17 protein-coding genes are annotated in these 21,580 nt (G+C 38.1%); 13 read left to right on the forward strand and 4 right to left on the reverse strand.

Features of this window, described 5'->3' with window-relative positions:
* The first annotated feature begins 33 nt into the window (after positions 1-33).
* Both ACGLYD_RS06670 and ACGLYD_RS06675 read left to right on the forward strand, forming a co-directional pair.
* A complete protein-coding gene (locus ACGLYD_RS06670) occupies positions 34-309 on the forward strand; it encodes a PTS sugar transporter subunit IIB (protein ID WP_067208583.1) in 276 nt (91 codons plus the stop codon).
* Position 310: 1 nt separating this feature from the next.
* Positions 311-1,573 carry a PTS ascorbate transporter subunit IIC gene (locus ACGLYD_RS06675; RefSeq protein WP_067208586.1) on the forward strand — a complete coding sequence of 421 codons (1,263 nt, stop codon included), beginning with the start codon at positions 311-313 and terminating at the stop codon, positions 1,571-1,573.
* Between the two features lie 982 nt (positions 1,574-2,555).
* Here ACGLYD_RS06675 and ACGLYD_RS06680 read toward each other — a convergent pair.
* The gene (locus ACGLYD_RS06680; protein WP_342538091.1) at positions 2,556-3,929 is read right to left on the reverse strand and encodes a sigma 54-interacting transcriptional regulator; all 1,374 of its coding nucleotides are present in this window, start codon (positions 3,927-3,929) and stop codon (positions 2,556-2,558) included.
* A gap of 205 nt (positions 3,930-4,134) precedes the next feature.
* On the opposite strand from ACGLYD_RS06680, the gene ACGLYD_RS06685 reads away from it, so the two are divergent.
* The 4 genes from ACGLYD_RS06685 (at position 4,135) to ACGLYD_RS06700 (ending at position 8,623) form a co-directional block, all read left to right on the forward strand.
* On the forward strand, positions 4,135-5,118 hold the full coding sequence (locus tag ACGLYD_RS06685) for a proline racemase family protein (protein ID WP_354312888.1): 984 nt from the start codon (positions 4,135-4,137) through the stop codon (positions 5,116-5,118).
* A 34-nt stretch (positions 5,119-5,152) separates the two neighbouring features.
* The gene (locus tag ACGLYD_RS06690; protein WP_399632049.1) at positions 5,153-6,133 is read left to right on the forward strand and encodes a proline dehydrogenase family protein; all 981 of its coding nucleotides are present in this window, start codon (positions 5,153-5,155) and stop codon (positions 6,131-6,133) included.
* Between the two features lie 88 nt (positions 6,134-6,221).
* Positions 6,222-7,574 carry a branched-chain amino acid transport system II carrier protein gene (gene brnQ / locus ACGLYD_RS06695; protein ID WP_354312892.1) on the forward strand — a complete coding sequence of 451 codons (1,353 nt, stop codon included), beginning with the start codon at positions 6,222-6,224 and terminating at the stop codon, positions 7,572-7,574.
* Between the two features lie 239 nt (positions 7,575-7,813).
* Positions 7,814-8,623 carry an alpha/beta fold hydrolase gene (locus tag ACGLYD_RS06700; RefSeq protein WP_354312893.1) on the forward strand — a complete coding sequence of 270 codons (810 nt, stop codon included), beginning with the start codon at positions 7,814-7,816 and terminating at the stop codon, positions 8,621-8,623.
* A gap of 566 nt (positions 8,624-9,189) precedes the next feature.
* Here the strand turns inward: ACGLYD_RS06700 and shc are convergent.
* The gene (shc, locus tag ACGLYD_RS06705; RefSeq protein WP_399632054.1) at positions 9,190-11,064 is read right to left on the reverse strand and encodes a squalene--hopene cyclase; all 1,875 of its coding nucleotides are present in this window, start codon (positions 11,062-11,064) and stop codon (positions 9,190-9,192) included.
* Positions 11,065-11,157: 93 nt separating this feature from the next.
* Here shc and ACGLYD_RS06710 point away from each other — a divergent pair, with 93 nt between their 5' ends.
* Positions 11,158-12,315 carry a DUF2515 family protein gene (locus ACGLYD_RS06710; protein WP_187047571.1) on the forward strand — a complete coding sequence of 386 codons (1,158 nt, stop codon included), beginning with the start codon at positions 11,158-11,160 and terminating at the stop codon, positions 12,313-12,315.
* A 28-nt stretch (positions 12,316-12,343) separates the two neighbouring features.
* Entirely contained in the window at positions 12,344-12,715 is a 372-nt protein-coding gene (locus tag ACGLYD_RS06715) for a CBO0543 family protein (RefSeq protein ID WP_304627129.1), read from the forward strand.
* A 561-nt stretch (positions 12,716-13,276) separates the two neighbouring features.
* On the opposite strand, the gene ACGLYD_RS06720 is transcribed toward ACGLYD_RS06715, so the two are convergent.
* Positions 13,277-13,453 carry a BclA C-terminal domain-containing protein gene (locus tag ACGLYD_RS06720; protein ID WP_187047572.1) on the reverse strand — a complete coding sequence of 59 codons (177 nt, stop codon included), beginning with the start codon at positions 13,451-13,453 and terminating at the stop codon, positions 13,277-13,279.
* 316 nt (positions 13,454-13,769) lie between these two features.
* Between ACGLYD_RS06720 and ACGLYD_RS06725 the strand changes: the two genes are divergently transcribed.
* From ACGLYD_RS06725 to sspL, 5 genes are all read left to right on the forward strand, one after another.
* Positions 13,770-15,560, forward strand: coding sequence for a prolyl oligopeptidase family serine peptidase (locus tag ACGLYD_RS06725; protein WP_399632058.1), 1,791 nt, complete (start codon positions 13,770-13,772; stop codon positions 15,558-15,560).
* A gap of 568 nt (positions 15,561-16,128) precedes the next feature.
* Positions 16,129-16,488: a DUF378 domain-containing protein gene (locus ACGLYD_RS06730; RefSeq protein ID WP_067208613.1), complete on the forward strand. Its 360-nt coding sequence runs from the start codon at positions 16,129-16,131 to the stop codon at positions 16,486-16,488.
* 868 nt (positions 16,489-17,356) lie between these two features.
* Positions 17,357-18,811, forward strand: coding sequence for a sodium:alanine symporter family protein (locus ACGLYD_RS06735; protein ID WP_067208616.1), 1,455 nt, complete (start codon positions 17,357-17,359; stop codon positions 18,809-18,811).
* 315 nt (positions 18,812-19,126) lie between these two features.
* Positions 19,127-19,822, forward strand: coding sequence for a pseudouridine synthase (locus ACGLYD_RS06740; RefSeq protein WP_067208619.1), 696 nt, complete (start codon positions 19,127-19,129; stop codon positions 19,820-19,822).
* Positions 19,823-19,931: 109 nt separating this feature from the next.
* Complete coding sequence (gene sspL / locus ACGLYD_RS06745) at positions 19,932-20,084, forward strand: small, acid-soluble spore protein L (RefSeq protein WP_067208623.1); 153 nt, start codon at positions 19,932-19,934, stop codon at positions 20,082-20,084.
* Positions 20,085-20,186: 102 nt separating this feature from the next.
* On the opposite strand, the gene ACGLYD_RS06750 is transcribed toward sspL, so the two are convergent.
* Positions 20,187-21,557: an amino acid permease gene (locus ACGLYD_RS06750; RefSeq protein ID WP_067208625.1), complete on the reverse strand. Its 1,371-nt coding sequence runs from the start codon at positions 21,555-21,557 to the stop codon at positions 20,187-20,189.
* Between the last annotated feature and the right edge of the window lie 23 nt (positions 21,558-21,580).

The raw sequence follows: 21,580 nt of genomic DNA on the forward strand, positions 1-21,580 counted from the left end.
GATTAAAACAAGCAATCATAGGAGGAATATAAGATGAAAATTTTAGCAGTGTGTGGGAACGGATTAGGAACGAGTTTTATTCTGTCAATGAACGTAAATAAAGCACTAAAAGAATTGAATATTGATGCCGAATGCAAAAATATGGACTTAGCGAGTGCAAAATCAGAGGCAGCTGATTACTACATTGGTACCCCTGAAATTATGGAACAATTGCAAGACGGTAATAGAAAAACAATTGGTATCATTAATATGGTCAGTGCAGTTGAAATCCAGAAAGCGTTGACTTCTCATATCTTAGGGGAGCAATAATATGTTTGATCTGATAATGAAGGATATTTTAGGAACACCTGCCATTTTGGTTGGTTTGTTCGCTTTATTTGGTTTACTATTGCAGAAGAAAGCAATTACTGATGTTGTTTCTGGAACATTAAAAACCATAATGGGCTTCATTATTCTTGGAGCAGGTGCGGCTGTATTAGTAGGTTCACTTGACATCTTCGGAAATATGTTTGAAAAAGCATTCAATATTCAAGGTGTTATCCCGAACAATGAAGCAATTGTAGCTATGGCACAAACTGCTTTCGGTGCTGAAACAGCTATGATTATGTTAATTGGTATGCTGGTTAACATAGTCATAGCAAGATACACGAAATTTAAATACATCTTCTTAACTGGGCATCACACAATGTTCATGGCCTGTTTACTTGCTGCTGTTCTGTCAACTTCGGGCATGGGTAGTGTAATGATAGTAATCGTAGGCTCACTTATTTTAGGTGCATTAATGGTTCTACTACCTGCAATGCTACAACCTACAGTAAGAGAAATTACGGGCTCGGATGATATTGCTGTAGGTCACTTCGGTTCATTCGGTTATTTTGTAGCAGCTAAAGTTGCTAAATTGACTGGAGACAAAACGAAATCGACTGAAGATGTAAAAGTGCCAAAATCACTTGGGTTCTTACGTGATTCTTCTGTAGCATTGGCATTAACAATGGCAATTATGTTCTTTGTGGTTGCTTTGGTTGTTGGTCCTACATACATTGAAGAAAACCTGAGCGATGGTGCAAACTTCTTAGTGTTCTCATTGTTACAGGCAATTACGTTCGCCGCGGGTGTATTCATTATCTTGGCGGGTGTTCGTATGTTAATAGCGGAAATCGTTCCTGCATTTAAGGGAATCGCAGATAAAATTGTTCCAAATGCGAAACCTGCATTAGACGTTCCTATCGTATTCCCATTTGCACCAAACGCAGTTATCATTGGATTCTTATCAAGCTTTGCAGCAGGACTGTTAAGTATGTTTTTACTACCGCTTGCAGGGTTAGCTGTTATCGTCCCCGGACTCGTTCCACACTTCTTCTGTGGAGCTGCTTCCGGAGTATTCGGCAACGCAGTGGGTGGGCGTAGAGGTGCTATAATTGGTGCTTTTGTACAAGGATTGTTAATCAGTTTCCTTCCCGCAATGTTGATGCCCGTTCTAGGTTCACTTGGATTTGAAGGTACAACTTTTGGTGATTCTGATTTCGGTGTTATAGGTATTCTAATAGGATATATAATCAATTTCTTCAACTAATTCAACTAATAACCCTAAGGGCTCCTTTTATGGAGTGCTTAGGGTTATTTTCATTTCTGTATATAGGAGTTTGAATCTCGGAAAAAGTCCTTGTAATTGGAATGAATTAGGATTCCCCCTAATACCGCTTCGACGCTTTGTGGATGCCTCCCGCGATAAGCCAGAAAGGAAACCACTTTCAGTCTTATCGCTCCGGCTAGCACGAAGACGCGCCTGCGCTGGATGGTCTATTTGAGAAAGCGCATTTCATTATCTGTGATGGAATCTGCAACCTAGAGTGCGTCTTTCTTGAATACAATTAGTATCAAGTAGTAATCGCCTTGTAATCTCGGCATATTCATCTCAAAATCACATTTCTCTCGATAATGAACACCCTATCGAAGGTATGGAAAAGGCATCTCCAAAGCGCTAAGTGTTCTACAATCCACACCCCGAAATACAACTCTCTCCTTATTGAGCGCCACAGTAAATTCAATGGTATCCTTTAAATCAACATATATAATCAATTTCTTTTCAAAAAGAGTATCCTTTTGCGGATTCTAACCTAAATAAAGTGTGAAAACGCAATGATCAGTCGGTCATTGCGTGTAGGGAGCGATTATTTAGTGAAGTTCCAACCGGTTAAAACAAAAGAAATATTAAATGAAGCTGTATCATTAGTTCGACGATTCTATATGGGGATGAAAGTGCTTAAGGAATCATTTGCTCAGTGAATCTTCGGAACAGGACCCACTTTAAACGTGGCGACCGACAATGGTCTTGCGCATGCAGCGAAACTATTCGGTGTTACGGTCTAGGCTCCATAGAAATCGGTCGTCATCCGGGTGTGATTACAGTCACTTTGCAGGTACGGAAGTCATATCTTGCTCAAGCAAAGCTATGGGATATTGTTGATTAAGATGAAAAACAGAGTGGGCTACCAATTTTGGTAGTTCACTCTGTTTTTTGCGAAGAACTATAGGTAGAAACTGTTCGCCTTAATTTAAACATCAATATTATACTGTTTAATTTTATTATAAAGACTGACTCTCGAAATACCTAATTTTTTTGCTGCGGCACTTTTGTTTCCGTATGTTTCAATAAGTACTTCTTTGATACGCTCATGTTCCAATTGAGCTTTCTCTTGGGCTAATCCTTTTTTGTTTACAAGGTTGTCAGTTGTGACGGGGAATATAGCCATAATGTCTTCTGCATGAATCGTTGAATTATCAATAATGATAATCATTCGTTCAACAACATTTCGTAGTTCTCGAATATTACCTGGCCACTGGTAGTTTATGAACATCTCCATGGCGCTGTTCAGAAGTGTGGGTATTTCTTTTTGATATTTTGCGCAATACTCTTGAACGAAACTAGTGACTAAAATTGGGATATCCTCGATTCGCTCTCGGAGTGGGGAGATTTTCAAAGTAACAACATTTAAGCGGTAATATAAATCTTCGCGGAATAGCCCTTTTTTAATCATGTCTTCTAAATTACTATTAGTTGCAGCGACGATTCGGCTATTTACTTTTATTGATACGTTGCCTCCTATTCGAGAAACTTCTCTTTCTTGTAAGACACGAAGTAACTTTACTTGCATATCAAGAGGTAACATCCCAATTTCGTCTAGAAATAATGTACCGCCGTCAGCCATCTCCACTTTTCCAGCTTTTCCGTCCTTGTGAGCGCCTGTAAAAGATCCTTTTTCATACCCAAAGAACTCGCTTTCAAAAAGAGCTTCGGGAATTGCACCACAATTTATGGGGATAAAAGGTTGATCTTTACGTAAGCTTGCTTCGTGTACGCCTTGTGCAAAAAGTTCTTTACCTACACCACTTTCCCCTTGAATTAACACCGTCGCATCTGTCTTCGCAACTTTTAACGCTAATTCCTTTGTGGATTGTATGGCACTACTATGTCCTTTAATTTCAGAGAAAGGACCTATTTGTCCCTGTAAATTATATTGTTGTTTGACCTTTTGTAATTCTGTAGTTGTTAATGATAACTTTTCATTTAATTTTACAATGCTTGTTATGTCTTGATCGATTGAAATGGCTCCGATTAAGTTCCCATCACTATCTAGAATAGGGGATGAGCTTATGAGGACATGCTTATCCGGGAGGGGTTGATGATAGACATTATAAACGGGCTTTTTCGTTTCAAGAATCTCTAATAACTTTAAATCTTCCTTTTTAAAAAAGGTACTAATCTTGTTGTTTTTTATAGCTGCCAGCGGTATTCCGTAAATTTGTTCAGCTTGAGAATTCCAATATTCTACTTCTCCTAAGGCGTTAATAATGGCAATTGCATCAGAACTCGTTTCGATTAATGTGTTCAAATAATAGTGCGAATGTTCAATGGGGATAGTATTCATTGCTTACAACATCCTCCCTGAGTAAAGTTGTTAGTGTTAATTTTGTATTTACAATACTGTAAACTTAATGAACAGTTCTTATTGTAATGAATTATACGAACGATTGCAATATGGGGATTAGATATACTTTTTTGAGTTGGCACGCTTCTTGCAATTATAGTAGTGAGCAAGAAATAACTATGTACTTGGGAGGTATAAACGCTTTATGGTGATGATAGGGAATAGTATACGGACGATTGATGCCCATACAATGGGTGAAGCAGCCAGAATAGTGATTGATGGGATCCCATCAATCCAAGGGAATAGCATGATGCAAAAGAAAAACTATATGCAAACTGAAATGGATCATATACGGAAGCTGCTGATGCATGAACCAAGAGGTCATTTGAATATGTTTGGTGCAATTTTAACCGAACCTTGCAATGTGGAATGTGATCTTGGTGTATTATTTATGGATAGTGGCGGCTATCTAAATATGTGTGGGCATGGAACGATTGCGGCTGTAACAATAGCAATCGATCAAGGGCTGATTGAGAAACGGGACAAGGTAATATTGGATACACCCTCTGGAGTTGTTGAATGTTATATCGTGTACGAAAATGACAAAGTTAAAGAAGTTTCCTTTATTAACGTACCCGCATTTTTGTTGAAAAGGAATGTAAGCGTTTTAGTAGATAGCGTAGGGCATGTCAAATTGGATATAGCTTTCGGCGGAAGTTTCTTTGCAATTGTGGATGCCAAGCAATTCAATTTGGAATTAAATATTGAAGAACAAGATAAAATTGCGGCACTCGGTATTGCGATTAGGAAAGCTGTGAATGAGCAACTAACAATAGTACATCCTGAAATTCCAGAAATTAATACAGTTGACCTTGTGGAATTTAGTTTAGAAGTAGAAAAGAATCACTATAAAAATACAGTTGTTTTTGGAGACGGACAAATTGACAGATCGCCTTGTGGAACAGGGACATGCGCGAAACTAGCAACGTTAGATCTTAACAAAGGTGAAGAAATCATCCAAGAAAGTATCATTGGATCACGATTTAAAGGGGCAGTCGTTGATTATACGGAAGTCCAAAATATTAAAGCAATTATACCGAAGATTACTGGATCTGCATGGATGACAGGGATTCATCAGTTTTCATTGGATGCAACAGACCCATATGTAGAAGGTTTTTTATTAAAATAATTAATAGTAATCACACAAAATGGAGGTATTGATCATGGGATTAACAAGAGATTTCTTTATTTTACTGTCACAAAACAAAGTTTTGAATAGCGGTGCAAAACGATGGGGGTTAAAACTAGGGGCACAGTCAGTTGTTGCAGGAACGAGCGTTGAACAAATGGTAGAAAGCGTAAAGCAATTAAATGCAAAAGGTATTGCTGCAACAATCGATAACCTTGGGGAATTTGTTTTCGAGAAGCAAGAGGCGATTGAGGCAAAAACACAAATCCTAGCAGTCATCGAAGCGATTCATGGACATGGGTTGGACGCGCATATTTCTTTGAAGCCTACTCAGCTGGGCTTAGATATTGACTATGATTTCTGCTTAGATAATCTAAAAGAAATTGTTGCGAAAGCAAACGAATATGCTATATTCATCAATTTCGATATGGAGGATTATGGACATTTACAGCCATCCTTTGACATCATTGATGAGCTTTCAAATGACTATACAAATATCGGGACAGTTATCCAAGCCTATTTTTATGAGGCGGATGAAAACCTTCAGAAATACAAAGACTACCGCATGCGAATTGTTAAAGGTGCTTACAAAGAGCCAGAAAACTTAGCGTATCAAGATAAAAAAGACATTGATCAGAATTACATTCGATTGATTGAATATCATTTGCTGAATGGTAAATTTTCGTCTATCGCAACACATGACCATCATGTTATCAATCATGTTAAAAAGTTTGCGAAAGATAATAATATCTCTAAGGACAAGTTTGAATTCCAAATGCTATATGGCTTTCGGAATGAATTACAATTGGAGCTTGCGGATGAGGGGTATAAATTCTGTACATATGTACCATTTGGAGTAGATTGGTATGGCTATTTCATGCGTCGACTGGCGGAGCGTCCACAAAACCTTAATCTTGTTGCGAAGCAGATGTTCAATAAAAAGACCAATACAATGATTGGTATTGGGGCTAGCGCATTTTTATTAGGTAGAGTCAGTAAAAAGAAAAGGATCTAAGCATATCAGCTAGCTATTTTTGGGGATGTGCTAAACGATCTTATATGAAAATATGCATTTTTAGATGCGAAATTTAGGGGGAATTTACATGGAGAAAAAAATGCCGTTTTCACAATTAATAGCGATTGGTTTTATGCTTTTTGCTATGTTCTTAGGTGCTGGAAACGTTATTTTTGCGCCAATGTTAGGTCAAGAGGCAGGAACAAATACATGGATTGCGATGGGGGGATTCTTAATAACAGGTGTTGGAATGGTTCTTCTTGCAATTATTGCATTAACACGTGGGGGAGGAACTGTTGAAAAACTTGCGGGGAGGGTACATCCCCTATTTGCAACAGTATTCTCTATACTATTATTCCTAACGCTTGGACCGATTTATGTGGTTCCACGAACAACATCGGTGGTCTATGAAATTGCGATCAATCCGTTAGTGCTAGATAAATCAAACACCAGTCTCTTTCTTTTTATTTTCTCGTTGTTATTTATAGTCCTGACGATTTACCTATCATGGAACACAACAAAGTTTGTGGATCGCTTAGGCAAAATCATAACGCCGATTTTTGTAGTGCTCTTAATTGTACTTGTTGGCAAGTCCATTATTACACCTATGGGGAGTTTTGGGGAACCTCAGGGCGATTATATAAAGGGTGCCTTCTTAAAAGGATTCACCCAAGGCTATTATACAATGGATGTTCTCGCGGCTTTTGTATTCGGTGGAATATTCATCAAATCAATTAGTGCCTTTGGTATAAAGTCTGAAAAAGAAGTATCCAAGTTATTTATTAAAGCTGGAATAATTACAATTATTGGTTTGGTGGCTTTACAAGTCTCGATGGCATGGATAGGTGCTTCCAGTGTCAATCCAATTGGCTATATGGCTAATGGTGGAGAAGTATTAGCGCAAAGTGCTATCGTCTTATTTGGACAGTTTGGAATTTATATTATTGGAACTGTTATTTTGTTAACAGGAATTACAACAAACGTTGCTTGTTTAGCAGCTGTTGCGGAGTATTTTGAAAGAATTATGCCTACTGTTTCATATAAAAAGTGGTTGATAGTATTCGCTACTTTAGGTCTAGTTATTACAAACTTTGGACTTACGACTATTCTGACGTTGGCGTCTCCAATTTTGCTTTTACTCTACCCTATAGCAATTGCTTTAATCGTTCTAATATTTGCAAACAACTTGTTTAATGGCCATCAATCGGTTTATGTAGGAACTGTGATTGGTGTCGGTTTTGTTGCAATTCTTGATGCTTTAAAGGAGGCGACTATTTTTCCAGAAGCCATCAATACGATGTTTGGATTTATCCCTTTATTTGAAAATGGTGCGGGATGGGTTGTAACGGGGATCATTGGATTTGTTATTGGTCTAGTCGTAGCGAAATCGAGAAAAGAATCTGTTACATTAATCAATATCGCTGGTGAAGAAGTCCATTAATGATTAGTGGATTGAATAGTAGTTAGTTTTTTGAATGATAAGTAAAATGCCGCAGGGGACATAAAAACTCCTGTGGCATTTTTATATCAAAGTTTTTTAAGGAACCTATACAAGATGTACCATTGAAAGCTTAACTATCTCGCGCCAACTCATTGACTTCTCTAAATTACATACGTATAATACCGAGTAAACAGGTAAGAATAGTTTATTTGGAGAGTATCCTTGAAAGGGTGTTTACTATGACAAGTAAAGCGATTTCAATTTATGCTAATCAACTTTATCTTTCGGGGGTTCTTCATCTTCCAGAAAGAGTGCATCATAGAAAGGTTCCGCTTATTGTATTATTACATGGATTTGTCGGTAGCAAAGTCGGAGAACATCGGTTATTTGTGAAAGCAGCACGGTATTTCACAGAGAAGGGTTATGCGGTTTTTCGATTTGATTTTAGTGGTTGTGGGGAAAGCGACGGGGATTATGCGGATGTTACGGTCACGAAGCAATTAAGTGAGGTTCAGGCGGTGTTAAATTATGTATCCATGTTACCTGAAATAGATGCAAACAATATTATATTAATCGGTCATAGTCTTGGAGGTGCTGTAGCTTCATTAACTGCTGCAGTAGATTGTCGAATTCGTAAACTTATTTTATGGTCACCAGTTGGGAAACCTTATAAAGATATTACCGGAATTTTAGGCGAGAACGCTATGAAAACAGCGGCACTAAATGGGGTAGTTGATTATCATGGGTTTTATGTGAGTCAATCATTTTTAACTGATTTGAAAAACCATCACCCTCTTGAAGCGATTCGTTCGTACCAAGAGGCAGCGTTGATCATTCATGCACAACAGGATAAGGATATACCGAAAGAACATGCTGCGCGTTATTCTGCATCATTGCTACAAAGACTTGTTCCTGAACGAGTAAACACGCATTATATTGAGGATGCAGATCATACATTTTCAAGCTACACATTTGAAAATGAATTATTCATGAAATCTACCGAATGGCTTGGAGATTGTTATGAGTATTCTGGAAAAGTAGCATTATAGTTTTAAAGATGATTCAAAGAAGTTGATGGACTTAATAAAAGAGTCCGTCAACTTCTTTGAATTTCTTTTCAAAAAGAGTATCCCTTCTGCAGATTCCAACAGTTTACAAAAGAAAACTCTTTTATTAATAATATTGATTTTGATGAAAAATAAAAGGACCATAAATAACTTAGTATTAAGGGTGCTAAGTTACTTCTGGCCTTCTAATAAGAATAATTGCTCCCTTTCACTGGACTATTACGAATACTTTGATTGAGAAATGGTTTGTGATAGTCAAACAGTCATTTTTCTTTCATTTCATGATATAGGTTGCGATTATCCCAAGAATGATTCCAATTATTATGGTAGCACCAAATATTAATACTTGTTTCAATTCTCCATCCCTTCATTGTTATTATTTAAAGTTTATTGACGAGGTCTGGAACATATTCAGTGGAAAAAATAGATATTCAATATAGTTTTGAAAATCTCCCAGGTGACGCGATTATTCGTATACATGGTTTTATAAAGAAAATGATGGTCGTATCACTTTGGGCGTAAAAGCCCTATATATACAATAAAAACAATTATCCTTGAAATTTTTTTTCGTAATTGGTAAGCGCAAGCAAAGGAAAGATATATTGATAGCTATGATAGTGGATATAAAAACCTCCACCCATTCCTTGTCCAACCGGATAGAATAACGTCCAATCGACTTTATTATAGGTTTCTAGCAAATAGGAAATCCCTGCATCAATTACGGGTGTTGCCTTTTCTGAAACCGCAATGAGTGTATCCAGTGCCCATGCTGTTTGAGTTAGGTTGCTGGAACCAAGAGGGATGTACTTAGATGCGAGGTCGCTTTTGCAAGATTCTCCCCAACCGCCGTCATGATTTTGTATCGAAAGTAACCAGTTTACAGCTTTTTGAATAGTTGGACTCCCTGGGCTTACACCTACCGCGATAAGACCAGTAATTGCCGCCCATGTTCCGTAAATAAAACAAATTCCCCAGCGCCCGTACCATGAACCATCCACTTCTTGATTATGAATTAGCCAATCTACCCCGCGTTTCATAAGGTCATGATTTTTCGGTAAGTTCGTATATTCACCTAGAAATTCAAGTGTTCTACCGGTTAAATCGGCACTGCTTGGATCTGTCAATAAAAATTTACCGCCTTCAATTGGAAGCAAGTTCAATAATTGATTATCAACATTTTTTTCGAATGCAGGCCATCCACCGTCACTATTTTGCATAGACATTACCCAAAGAATTCCTTTGTCCCAAGCTTGATGAATGCGAGTGTCTTTCTGAACTAGCTGTGAAATAGCCCTTAGTGAAGCCGTTGAGTCATCTATATCAGGATTCATCGTATTTACAGCTGAGAATCCCCAGCCCCCGGATAAAACTCCAGGATTATGAATCGCCCAATCGCCATATTTAGTTTGCTGCTGCTCTAACAAGTATTCGCTTGCCTTTTCGATTACTGAATCAGTCGAAGGAACTCCTGCTTTTTGAAGAGCGTAGCTAATTAAGGACGTATTCCACACCGTTGCAGTTGTATATTGTATATGCTGCTGACCATGAATCGTGCATTGCATCGCTTTTAGTCCTTGGACCGCCTTTAAAATTATCGGGTCGCTGTTGGAGTGACCAAGAGAGAGCAGGGAAAATATCATAAGAAACGTAGAACTAAAATAACTGTAAAGGGTTCCATCTGGCTCAATGTGATTGAGCATATACTGTTTTGTTTGATTGATGGCTAAAGAATTGAAAGTTTGAGATAAACCCAGAAAACTTTTAAGGTCATGTTCAATTATAGAAAAAAGTTCTTGGATATCTTGTATATTGAAAAAATCATCAGCTGTCTCTGGAAGGAATAATTCAGATAGATTAGGGCTGCTTTTTGTTGTTTTTACGTATTTCTTATTTGCTAAAATCATAATTGGAGCAAGATTTGCTCTTCCATACACAGAAAGGTCATAGAAATTGATGGGGAAATTGAGCGGCAAGAGGATAATTTCAACCGGTATTGGGAAATATGCGGGCCATGGATATTGACCGGTTAACGCCAGCATGATTTTTGTTAACATATGTGATTTTTCAAGACCACCGTTTGCCAAAATAAACTTTTTTGCCGCAAGCAATCTATAGTCTTCCTTGCTGACATAGCCTGAATAAAGAAGTGAGTAATAGGCTTCAACCGTAGCGGATATGTTCCCATCACCTTCATCATGGAAAAGTTTCCAAGCGCCATTTGCCTCCTGTTTACTCAATATTCTTTCAGTTAATTCGCGAACTAAATTTTCATCATCTATTTCCAGTGTCCTTACTAAAATAATCATATAGGCATCTGTTGAAATACCCGTTTCAAAGGGGTAATCCCACGAACCATCGGGTGTCTGGTCAGTTTTTAGTTGTTGGACTAATTGGCTAATCAACTGTTCGGTACGATATGTCAACGTCTCATCATCTCCTTAGTAAAGGTTATTCATATCTATATATCCCTATTCATAATCCTAAAGGAGGAATGATTTTTAGTAGGGGGGCGGCCCGTGTTTAATTTATTAAGAAAAATAGGGGGAAAACAACAACTTCCGGAAAGTTTACTATTAATTAAAGCTGATTTGAAGAAGTATAACTCTGTTCCTATTCTGGAGGAACAGCACTTATCTTGGGGGGATCAGCAACTTCTTCAACTGATTCGTTTAAAAACGAAACAGTTGAACCTGAATAATGTGACGAGAACAAAAGCTTACCTCGATTTCTATATTTTTCGGCCAGAAATTCACTGGGCATTCCTAGGACATATGGTTTCGAGAAATGGCGGATGGAATATGACGGATTTAAAAGGAGAGTTCCTTTCTAGACTTATGAATGAAAAAACAAAACAAGATTTCTATTCATTCTTGGAACGTGGGAACTGGCTTATATTCCAAGATGTATATCCGCAGTTCTTATTATATGAAGAAAGTCTATTTCAAAGTCGGAATTTGTTTTATTTGTTGCCTTACTTAAATGTTTCTGCTTTTATGGAAGTGATTTGGAATCGTTTCTGGGAGGAAAGTGATTCCTATACGCTTGCGATTGCACTCATAATTAATGAACAAAATTATTTGGAGAACAGAATCGTGCGAAATTCCTTCTATCAAAGAAAGGTTTTTCAGACGTTCGAATTCGTACTCCAGGATCTGCTTTCATTCAATCAAATTTTGTTTCCCTTTACTGACAGTGGAAAGTCAACTGAAAAGGCACCTCTTACGGGATTAACGCTTCATCAATTTGGATCGCTACATGAACGTATTATGCTCGGAAAGGATTTGTATCGATTACTATTTCATGAGGCAGACCTATTAGAAAAAGTTTATCGCTGGGCAACTACCCACCCACATACTGGTTCGCGTAAGGACTATTGGCCGGATGTTTTTAATGATGTGTTCGAAGGGGTGCCAGGATTGGCTATTACGAGGAGGTTAAAGTCTTGTGCGCTAAGAAAAGGAGCGCTTAGGTTGTATAGCCCGCGGCTTGAGTATGTGTGGGAAAACATCCCTCATCACGAAGCGGAAACTGGAGATTGGTTCGAGCATTGGCGTGTTGTTGATTACCTAGTAGAAGTAAAAGAACCGATTAATGGAAAGGTGATGGGTGAATACTGTGAAACACTTGAAAGGCTTGAACTCGCCGCTATCGCGAAAACGGCTATCTTCACGTAATGCATTCTTGTATTTGCCATCTATTTTAGTGGCTTCTTTACTGGGTACCTATTTAGATTTGTATTTTGTTGGAAAACAATTATATGAGTTCCCGGTTCGCCCTTTCCCAGATGTATTTCCGATTAATATTGTATTTACATTAATCATCCTACCTATGTTAATAGGGCTATATCTTTATTTGGTAGATAAAATGTCAAAATGGAGTAGGCTGATTTTTACTTTTTTTCTTAGCGCACTCGTGCCATTCATTGAGAAAAAGTCAATGCAATTAGGTTTTTTTTATCATGAGAATCAATGGAACCATATCTATTCGTTCATAGGTTATTTCCTATTTCTGTTGCTGATTTGGAAGATTTTTGAATGGGTGAAATCAGAAGTTAGACTATATATGTTGACATAAAGAATTCTCTCAACAATGCCCGCGCTAGGGGATGCCTCTCGCAATAAGCCAGACAGAAAACCGCTGTCAGTCTTATTGCTTCGGCTACCCCTATGAGGCGCCTTCGCTGGACATTATATAGAATCATTAGTGCAACATATATAGGTCTGTATATGCTGAAGAATCATGGAGAGGAACTTATTTATTCTAGAGCCTAGATTATAGCGGTTAGTCTGGTGTCACCGCTATAGGAATAACGAAAGAAAAAATGACCGGAGATGAAAGTCAAGGAGTTAGTTGCTAAACGAAGTACAATTGAAGCTTTCGGTAATTTTTTTCAAGCGATAGGGAACACAGCACTATTCAACAATGAGCTACTTAAAAAAGCAGTGATTGTCGGTAATAAGCGATAATCACTGCTTTTTTATTTTGAAATTCAACTTATGGGTATCTGGACTAAGTATGATTTAAAGTATATTGAATTACATGAGTACCTTTTTTTACGTGTGTATGACAAGGGGAAAATCAATTATAAATATAACTTGATGCAGCAGCTACAGCGAAGCGAGGGAAACAATTGAATCAGGAAATACCATTTAGCATCAGTCTAGCGCCGGCAAGTAGTGAGACGGTTGTAGTAACTTGATACGTCTGATGATAGTGGTCGGTACCATGAATGGTGAAAATAGTGTTAGCACCATTCATGGAAGAACCATCTAGACATTGGTTGGTGGGGGGGAACGCTGGTACACCAAGCAATACTAAAATAGTACCCCCGATTGTATAGGAGACACCTATAAGAGGTAGAGGTCAAAGTTGTCACCGTAGGCTATGGTGGACTATTAGTTCCGTTAGAATATACAGTTGCAAAAAAATGCACCTATAATAATCATTTCTACTTTTTATGTCCTTTCTCTATTGAATTTTTTTGGCACAGCTTGCTTATGTGTGTAATAAAAAATAAGTCATTACCACTCTCAAAAAGCGGAATCCTTGTGGTATTCTATTTTATCTGATAAATGGTATACTAATAGGAAGAAATGAAATTGCTTTACTACCATTTAGGGGGTTCATAATGATTAATTTTCCGAAACCAACAGTCGAGCAATTTTTCCGTACGTATACGATTACAAACTTTGCAGTAAGTAGCGATGAAAAGCGATTAGTGTTTAACGCTAATTTAAATGGCAAAATGAATTTGTGGGCGATGGATTTGCCGGACACTTATCCATATCTATTTGCTCATAGGGATGAATCATGTAATTTTATAAAATTCGATCCAGAGAACCGGTATGTGTTAGCGGGATTTGATAAGGATGGAGATGAGAATTATCAAATTTATGCGATACCAAACGATGGTGGATTGCCGCATCCGCTTATTACAGGAGATGCATCTGAAAAGTATTATTTTAGCCATCTGAGTGCAGACGGAAAGCGCGTGTACTATGAGACATCAAAAGAGAATCCATCTTTTTTGAACACACGGATTCGTAACTTGGAAACAGGAGAGGATAGACTGCTGAATGTCGGAGAAGTATCAACTACCGAACTAGCTGCAGTATCCGAGAATGAAGAATCATTTGTTTATTTACGAGCATTTGCCAATACATATATCGTTGGCTTTGTAAAGATGGGGGAAGAGACCTTCAACATTACACCGGACCCAGAGAAGGTCCATGTTGCCATGGAACCAGTTTTCACAGATAATGAAACAATTTACTTTGCAACGGATTACGACAGCGACGAAATGTATTTGGCTAAGTTCGATTTGACATCCAAAGAGTTTTCCAAAGTCCTAGCCTTTGATGGGGAAAGTATTCAATCGGTTAAATGGGATAAGGACAACAAAGCGTTCTATCTTATCACTGTCAAAGGTGTTACAGATATTTTATATCGGTATGACGTTGCCACCGACAAAGTTGAAGAATGCTCGTTGCCTGTTGATATAATAGAACAAATACAAGTGGCGAAATCGGGAAATCTTTATATATTAGGACGCAGTGCAACCGTACCACATAATGTCTATCAATCGTCTAACGGTGTAGAGTGGAAGCAATTGACGAACAATCGTGTCTTGGGATTAAGTCAAGAGGATATGGTGGAGCCAGACATTGTTTCCTATACAAGCTTTGATGGAATGGAAATCGAGGCTTTATTGTTCAAAGCGAAGCCCGAAAATGATAACGGTTATACGATTTTCTGGCCACATGGTGGACCGCAATCAGCTGAGCGGAAAATGTTCCGTTCGATGTTCCAATGCTTCATTAATAGAGGCTATACAATTTTTGCGCCGAACTTCCGTGGAAGTACAGGATATGGATCGGCATTCACAAAGCTAGTTGAGCTGGATTGGGGCGAGGGACCAAGACTTGACTGTATCGCTGGAATCGAGTGGTTGTTTGAAAGTGGGTTTACAGACCGAAATAAGCTGTTCCTTGTCGGCGGTAGCTATGGCGGATACATGGCACTATTATTGCATGGGCGACATTCAGACTATTTCAGAGCAGTTGTTGATATTTTCGGGCCGTCTGATTTATTTACCTTCATCAACTCTGTTCCACCACACTGGAAGCCGATAATGGAACGATGGCTTGGGGATCCCGAGCGCGATAAAGAACGTTTCATCAAAGACTCACCTGTTACTTACTTAGACGGCATGGTAAAGCCTATGCTTGTCATTCAAGGAGCAAAAGATCCACGAGTCGTCAAAGAAGAGTCTGACCAAATCGTTGCAAAATTAAAAGAAAAGGGCCGTGATGTCGAGTATCTTGTTTTGGAAGATGAAGGACATGGGTTCTCGAAAAAAGAGAATGAAATTAAAGTATATAGCTTGATGCTGGCATTTTTGGAAAAGCATCAGGCGTAGATTATTAATTCAATACGAATAGCCGCTTTGAGAGATGGAAATCCAAATCTTAAAGTGGCTATTTTTTCATTAATCCATGTCATATGGCGTTGAAATTTAACCTAGACAAACACTAATGCATTGATTCACACTCAAATTAGTGAATCGACAGGAAATCAATCTATGGAGAAAAGAACAAGCACTCGGCCCAAAAAAGTAGTTTACAAGAACTATTGAAAAGTAATATTTCCTGTCATACCAATAAATGCATAATTGGATTCAGTCAATGCTAAGCATTCACATCCTCCCGTTAGACCTGCTTAATAGGTATCGAAAATTAAAATAACGTGATTAGTCTTTAGATTTTCACGAATTATAATTTAATGTATTAAAACACTCTATTGGCAGAAGATAAGAACAAGTCTTAGCGATTTACGGATGAATTGTTTTTATTGTGACCATTCCTGAAGGTATCATCCAGACAGCACTCGGGAAAGATCTTACGATGAGAAAAAAGAACATTTCATTAGTGATTGCGGCGGCGATTAGTTTATAAAACGGAATAGTAATATGGAGGAGGTGTTAATTCATGAGAGCGATACAACGGATTGCTTTGGCATTAGTAATTATTGGTGCTATTAACTGGGGTTTAATTGGGATTTTTAAATTTGATTTAGTAGCATCAATATTTGGTGGGCAAGAGGCATTTTTGTCAAGGGTGATTTATGTTCTTGTTGGTCTAAGTGGACTGGTTTGCTTAGGGATTTTGTTTAAACCAATGGAAGAAGTAGTTGAGGATACAAATCATCGCAACTTTAACAATCTCAACTACGACACAGAATTCGGGGAGGAGACAGACTTTTCAAAAGAACAGGTATCAGTCGAAAAGAAATCTGTTGAAAATAATATTAAGGGTAAGAGTAAAGGTTCTTCAAAAAAGAAGAAATAATGGAAACAGAGTGAAGTTGCGATATTATTGGAAATATCCCTGTCTATGTCAACAGAACATAGACAGGGATATTTATTTGGGAAAAAGTATCTGATACAAATACAAATTGGTATTTCATCCGAACTAGGAGCCAGAAATTTCGGATACCGATTAGTAATTGATATCGGGAAATTTTTAAACCTTTATATGTTTGCATCAATTTTACGATTAAGAAAGCTACGTCAAAGGAAGCGCTATATAAAGTCGATATTGAGGATGCATTGACGAATTCAAATTTTGCTTAATCAAATCGGCCGAGGTGATTTTTTATAATCAGTGCGATGAATGCCAATCCTGAATCGTCATTTTCTGTTTAATAATGAAAGGCGAATTGAAACAGATACTGGCTATGATTATGTATGAGACAATCTCGAATTTACGTCCATTACTTTTACTTGGCAATCGGTTTGAATTCAGATTTGGCGAGCGAAGAGCGGACCTCGAATAATGCCATTCCATTTATTATTCGAGGTCCTCTGAAAAAATACAGAGTAATTGCAGCCGAGAATTTCACCCTTTCTATGTATTACAATGCCCAATTGAACAAGCAAAGAATGATGATCTATCGCTCTGAACAGTTACGTTCATTTTCAAAATAACTAAAAGGCTATGCAGAAACTACAGTTGCATATTAATAATTAGAGTATCAGGTATGTAAGTGAATGTCTGGTATCTTTTGTATGTTTATATGGATATGTGAGTTGATAGTAATTTCGCATAAAGAAAATGCCTTACTAAAAACCGAATAGAACTCGTCTACAAACTGAAATTCTATCATATAATCAGAAGGTATTGTCTGGAAATTTAAAAAAGGGTGGAGGGGTGTTTAATGGAGGATTTTGTAAATGGACTGAATAACATTTTATGGAGTACGCCAGTCATTTATATTTTACTTGGGGTCGGTTTATTATTTTCTGTATTGACGCGTTTTTTGCAGGTGAGGCACATTAAAGAGATGGTTACATTGATGTTTCAGGGGAAAAGTTCAAATGCTGGTATTTCCTCCTTCCAGGCGTTATCGATTGCACTTTCCGGGCGGGTTGGGACAGGTAATATTGCGGGTGTGGCAACGGCAATTTATTACGGAGGACCAGGAGCTGTCTTTTGGATGTGGGCAATCGCTTTCATTGGGGCCTCAAGTGCCTTTGTTGAATCCACACTAGCACAAATATACAAAGTGAAACAAGATGGACAATATCGCGGTGGTCCAGCTTATTTTATTGAGAAAGGGATAGGATGGAAGTGGTTTGGAACTCTATTTGCAATTGCTGCTCTAATTGCGATGGCAGTCCTCATGCCAGGTGTCCAATCCAATTCAATTGCCGTTGGGATGAATAATGCATTTAGTATTCCCCAATGGGGAACAGGGCTTGTAATTGTAGCTATCTTAGGTTTCATCATTTTAGGTGGAGTCAAGCGAATTGCGAACGTTGCACAGATTATCGTTCCATTCATGGCATTGGGGTATATGCTGGTTGCACTCGTAATTATTGTAATGAATATCAATCTATTACCTGAAGTCTTTGCATTGATTTTTAAAAGTGCTTTTGCCATAGATTCCGCTTTTGGCGGTATCATTGGTATGGCGATTATGTGGGGCGTGAAGAGGGGAATATTCTCAAACGAAGCAGGACAGGGAACTGGAGCTCATGCGGCCGCGGCGGCAGAAGTATCCCATCCAGTCAAACAGGGTTTGGTTCAGTCTTTTTCCGTCTACATTGACACATTGTTCGTCTGTTCAGCGACAGCATTTATGATCCTGTTTACGGGAATGTATAACACACAGGCAGAGGATGGAACATATATCGTCAATAATATCCCTGGTGTAGAACAGGGCCCAGGATATACACAGGCAGCAGTTGACAGTGCTCTTCCTGGTTTTGGAGCAGGCTTTGTAGCCATTGCGCTCTTTTTCTTCGCTTTTACAACAATCATGGCCTATTATTATATTGCAGAAACAAACATAGCTTATTTAATACGAAAAAAGAACACGAAAATGGCCATGCTCATATTGAAAATCGTCATTCTAATCATGACTTTTTGGGGAACAATCAGAACGGCAGAGTTGGCCTGGGCACTTGGAGATGCGGGTTTAGGTATTATGGTATGGCTGAATGTCATTGCGATTTTACTACTGACCAAACCAGCGCTACTTGCCTTGAAAGATTATGAAAGTCAGAAGAAATTAGGGCTTGATCCTGTTTTTGATCCCAAGAAGCTGGGCATAAAAAATGCTGATTTTTGGGAAGAGGATTATAAGCAGGATTCCGATGATCGTTTATGAACCTAAATTTAATAACATAGTATGTATTTGGTATTTAAAATCATACAAAAGAGAATGGAATCGGATTCTAACATAATTCAGAATTAGGTTCCGGAAATATAGTTAAAATCAGCCATTTATGTGAATGGCTGATTTATTTTTGTGTTTTTATTCTTTTAAATGAAATTGTTAGTCATTTACTGTCATGAGACGGTCCTTATATATGTGGGGGAATACGGTAAATTTAGTGTGGTAAAATAGGGTAAGCAATGATCTGTGGAGTTGAACGGAATCAAGAGCAAACAGATTGTTTACGATGTAAATGGAGGAAACAATATGAGGCTGAATCAATTTATTAGTTCATCGGGGCTTTGTTCCAGGCGAAAGGTCGATGTGTTGATAAAAGAGGGGAAAGTGACTGTGAATGGGAATCAGATTTCACTAGGACATGTGATTTGTGAAGGGGACCGGGTAGAAGTGGATGGGCAACTTATCAAAGCGAAAGAAAATGATATTTATCTTATGCTCAATAAACCACCGGGTGTGACGTGCACCTCGGCGAGCCGAATTGAAGGGAATATTATCGATTTCGTCAATTACCCGGAAAGGATTTTTCCTGTTGGACGTCTAGATAAGCAGTCTGAAGGGTTAATTCTTCTGACGAATGATGGCAGCATTGTAAACGAGCTTTTACTGGAAGAAAATAATAATGAAAAAGACTATATGGTCACAGTTGATAAAAAAATAACCGCGGCGTTTATAGATGAAATGGCTAAAGGCGTGGAAATTTATAACCCTAGAAAAAAGGGGAATGTACTAACAAAGCCGTGTAAAGTCATTCAAATAGATGATAATTGCTTTAGAATCACCTTGTCACAAGGATTGAACCGACAAATTAGAAGAATGTGTAGACGGTTTCAAATTAATGTCACTCGTTTACAACGTGTGAGGATTAAAAAACTCCCCCTTGGTACGTTAGCTCTTGGTGAATGGCGTCAATTATCGAAAGAAGAAGTAGCTGGGTTAAAATGAAAGGTTGTATGATTAAATGCATATTCACGGGAGTGTATATACAACATTTGGACATACTATAATTTGAACTAAAAAATTGTAGAATGTCTAAATGGAGGTGAAAGAACTAATGACGAAAAACAAAAATATCAATAGTGATCACAATAACGATAAAGGGAAGAAAGCCACTAGTGTAACGCCTCAAGGTTATGGAGATACTGAATTCGCTGAAGAGCCAAAAAGCAAACTGGAAGAAAGAGCTAAAAAGAAAAATACCAAATAGACTTTAGGTGTTCAACACATTGGTATGACCAGATAGAAAATGCCCTGTCTCGAAACAAGAGACAGGGCATTTTCATTTTTACTATAAAAGACTATTTACGAATCACAGGACTTGTATTTTGTTCCGTTGGTTCTTATTTTTTCGTATTTGATAAATAGCAATCAGCAAAATGAACCAAACAGGAGTAATGAACAAAGCAACACGTGTATCTTCTGCAAGTGCTAGTACGACAAGAACGAATGCAAGGAAAATAAGGATTAAGTAATTGGAAAATGGATGAAGTGGCATTTTAAACTTGTTCACTTTCGCAAGGTCTGGTCTAGTTTTACGGTATTTCAAATGACAGATGACAGTTATTCCCCAAATAAAGATGAAACACACTGTAGAAATACTTGTAATCAGTGTAAATACGCCTTCCGGCATCACATAGTTCAAAACAACAGCGATCAGAATAATAACGGTTGAAAAGAACAGTGCATTGGAAGGGACTTTGTTGGTAGTCAGTTTTGTAAATGGTACAGGTGCATTATTATCTTTAGCTAGCGAGTATATCATACGGCTTGTGCTGAAGACGGCGCTGTTACATGCCGAAGCTGCAGATGTTAGGACGACGAAATTAACGATACCAGCAGCTGCAGCGATACCGACTGCAACGAAGACTTGGACAAACGGGCTTTCCAGTGGATTGATAGCGTTCCACGGATAAATACTCATAATAACAATCAGAGCACCGATATAGAATATTAAAATCCTAATAGGAATATTATTGATTGCTTTCGGGATAACTTTTTCCGGGTCTTCGGTTTCCCCTGCTGTCAGTCCTACAAGTTCAATGCCTACAAATGCAAATACAACCATCTGGAATGATAGGATAAAGCCATGAATGCCATTAGGGAACATACCACCGTGGCTCCATAGATTAGAGAAGCTGGATGGACCTGAATCGGTAGAAAAACCTTTTATAATCATGAAGATTCCGATAACAATGAGTCCAAGAATCGCGATGATTTTAATTAATGCAAACCAAAATTCCATTTCGCCAAAAAGTTTAACAGTTGCAAGATTCATAAATAGCAAAATGACAAGTGCAATTAATCCTGGCATCCACTGTGGCACTGTAGGGAACCAAAACTGGGTATACAGACCAACGGCAGTTAAGTCAGCCATTGCGATTGAAATCCAGCAGAACCAATAAGTCCAGCCTGTAACGAACGCAGCCATATTCCCCATATAGTCTTGTACAAAGTCAACAAAAGAGTTATATTCCAAATTGGTTAAGAGCAGTTCTCCAAGTGCGCGCATGATTAAAAAGCAAACTATGCCTGTAATCAAATAAGCAAATAAAATGGAGGGTCCTGCTAAATGAATCGACTTTCCGGCACCAAGGAATAATCCTGTTCCGATTGCTCCCCCAATGGCAATTAGTTGTACGTGCCTGTTTTTTAGGCCTCTTGCCAATTGTTGTTCCTGCATACGAATTTCCCACTCTCTACTAG

The organism is Sporosarcina sp. SG10008 (assembly GCF_044569405.1).
Taxonomy (GTDB): Bacteria; Bacillota; Bacilli; order Bacillales_A; family Planococcaceae; genus Sporosarcina; species Sporosarcina psychrophila.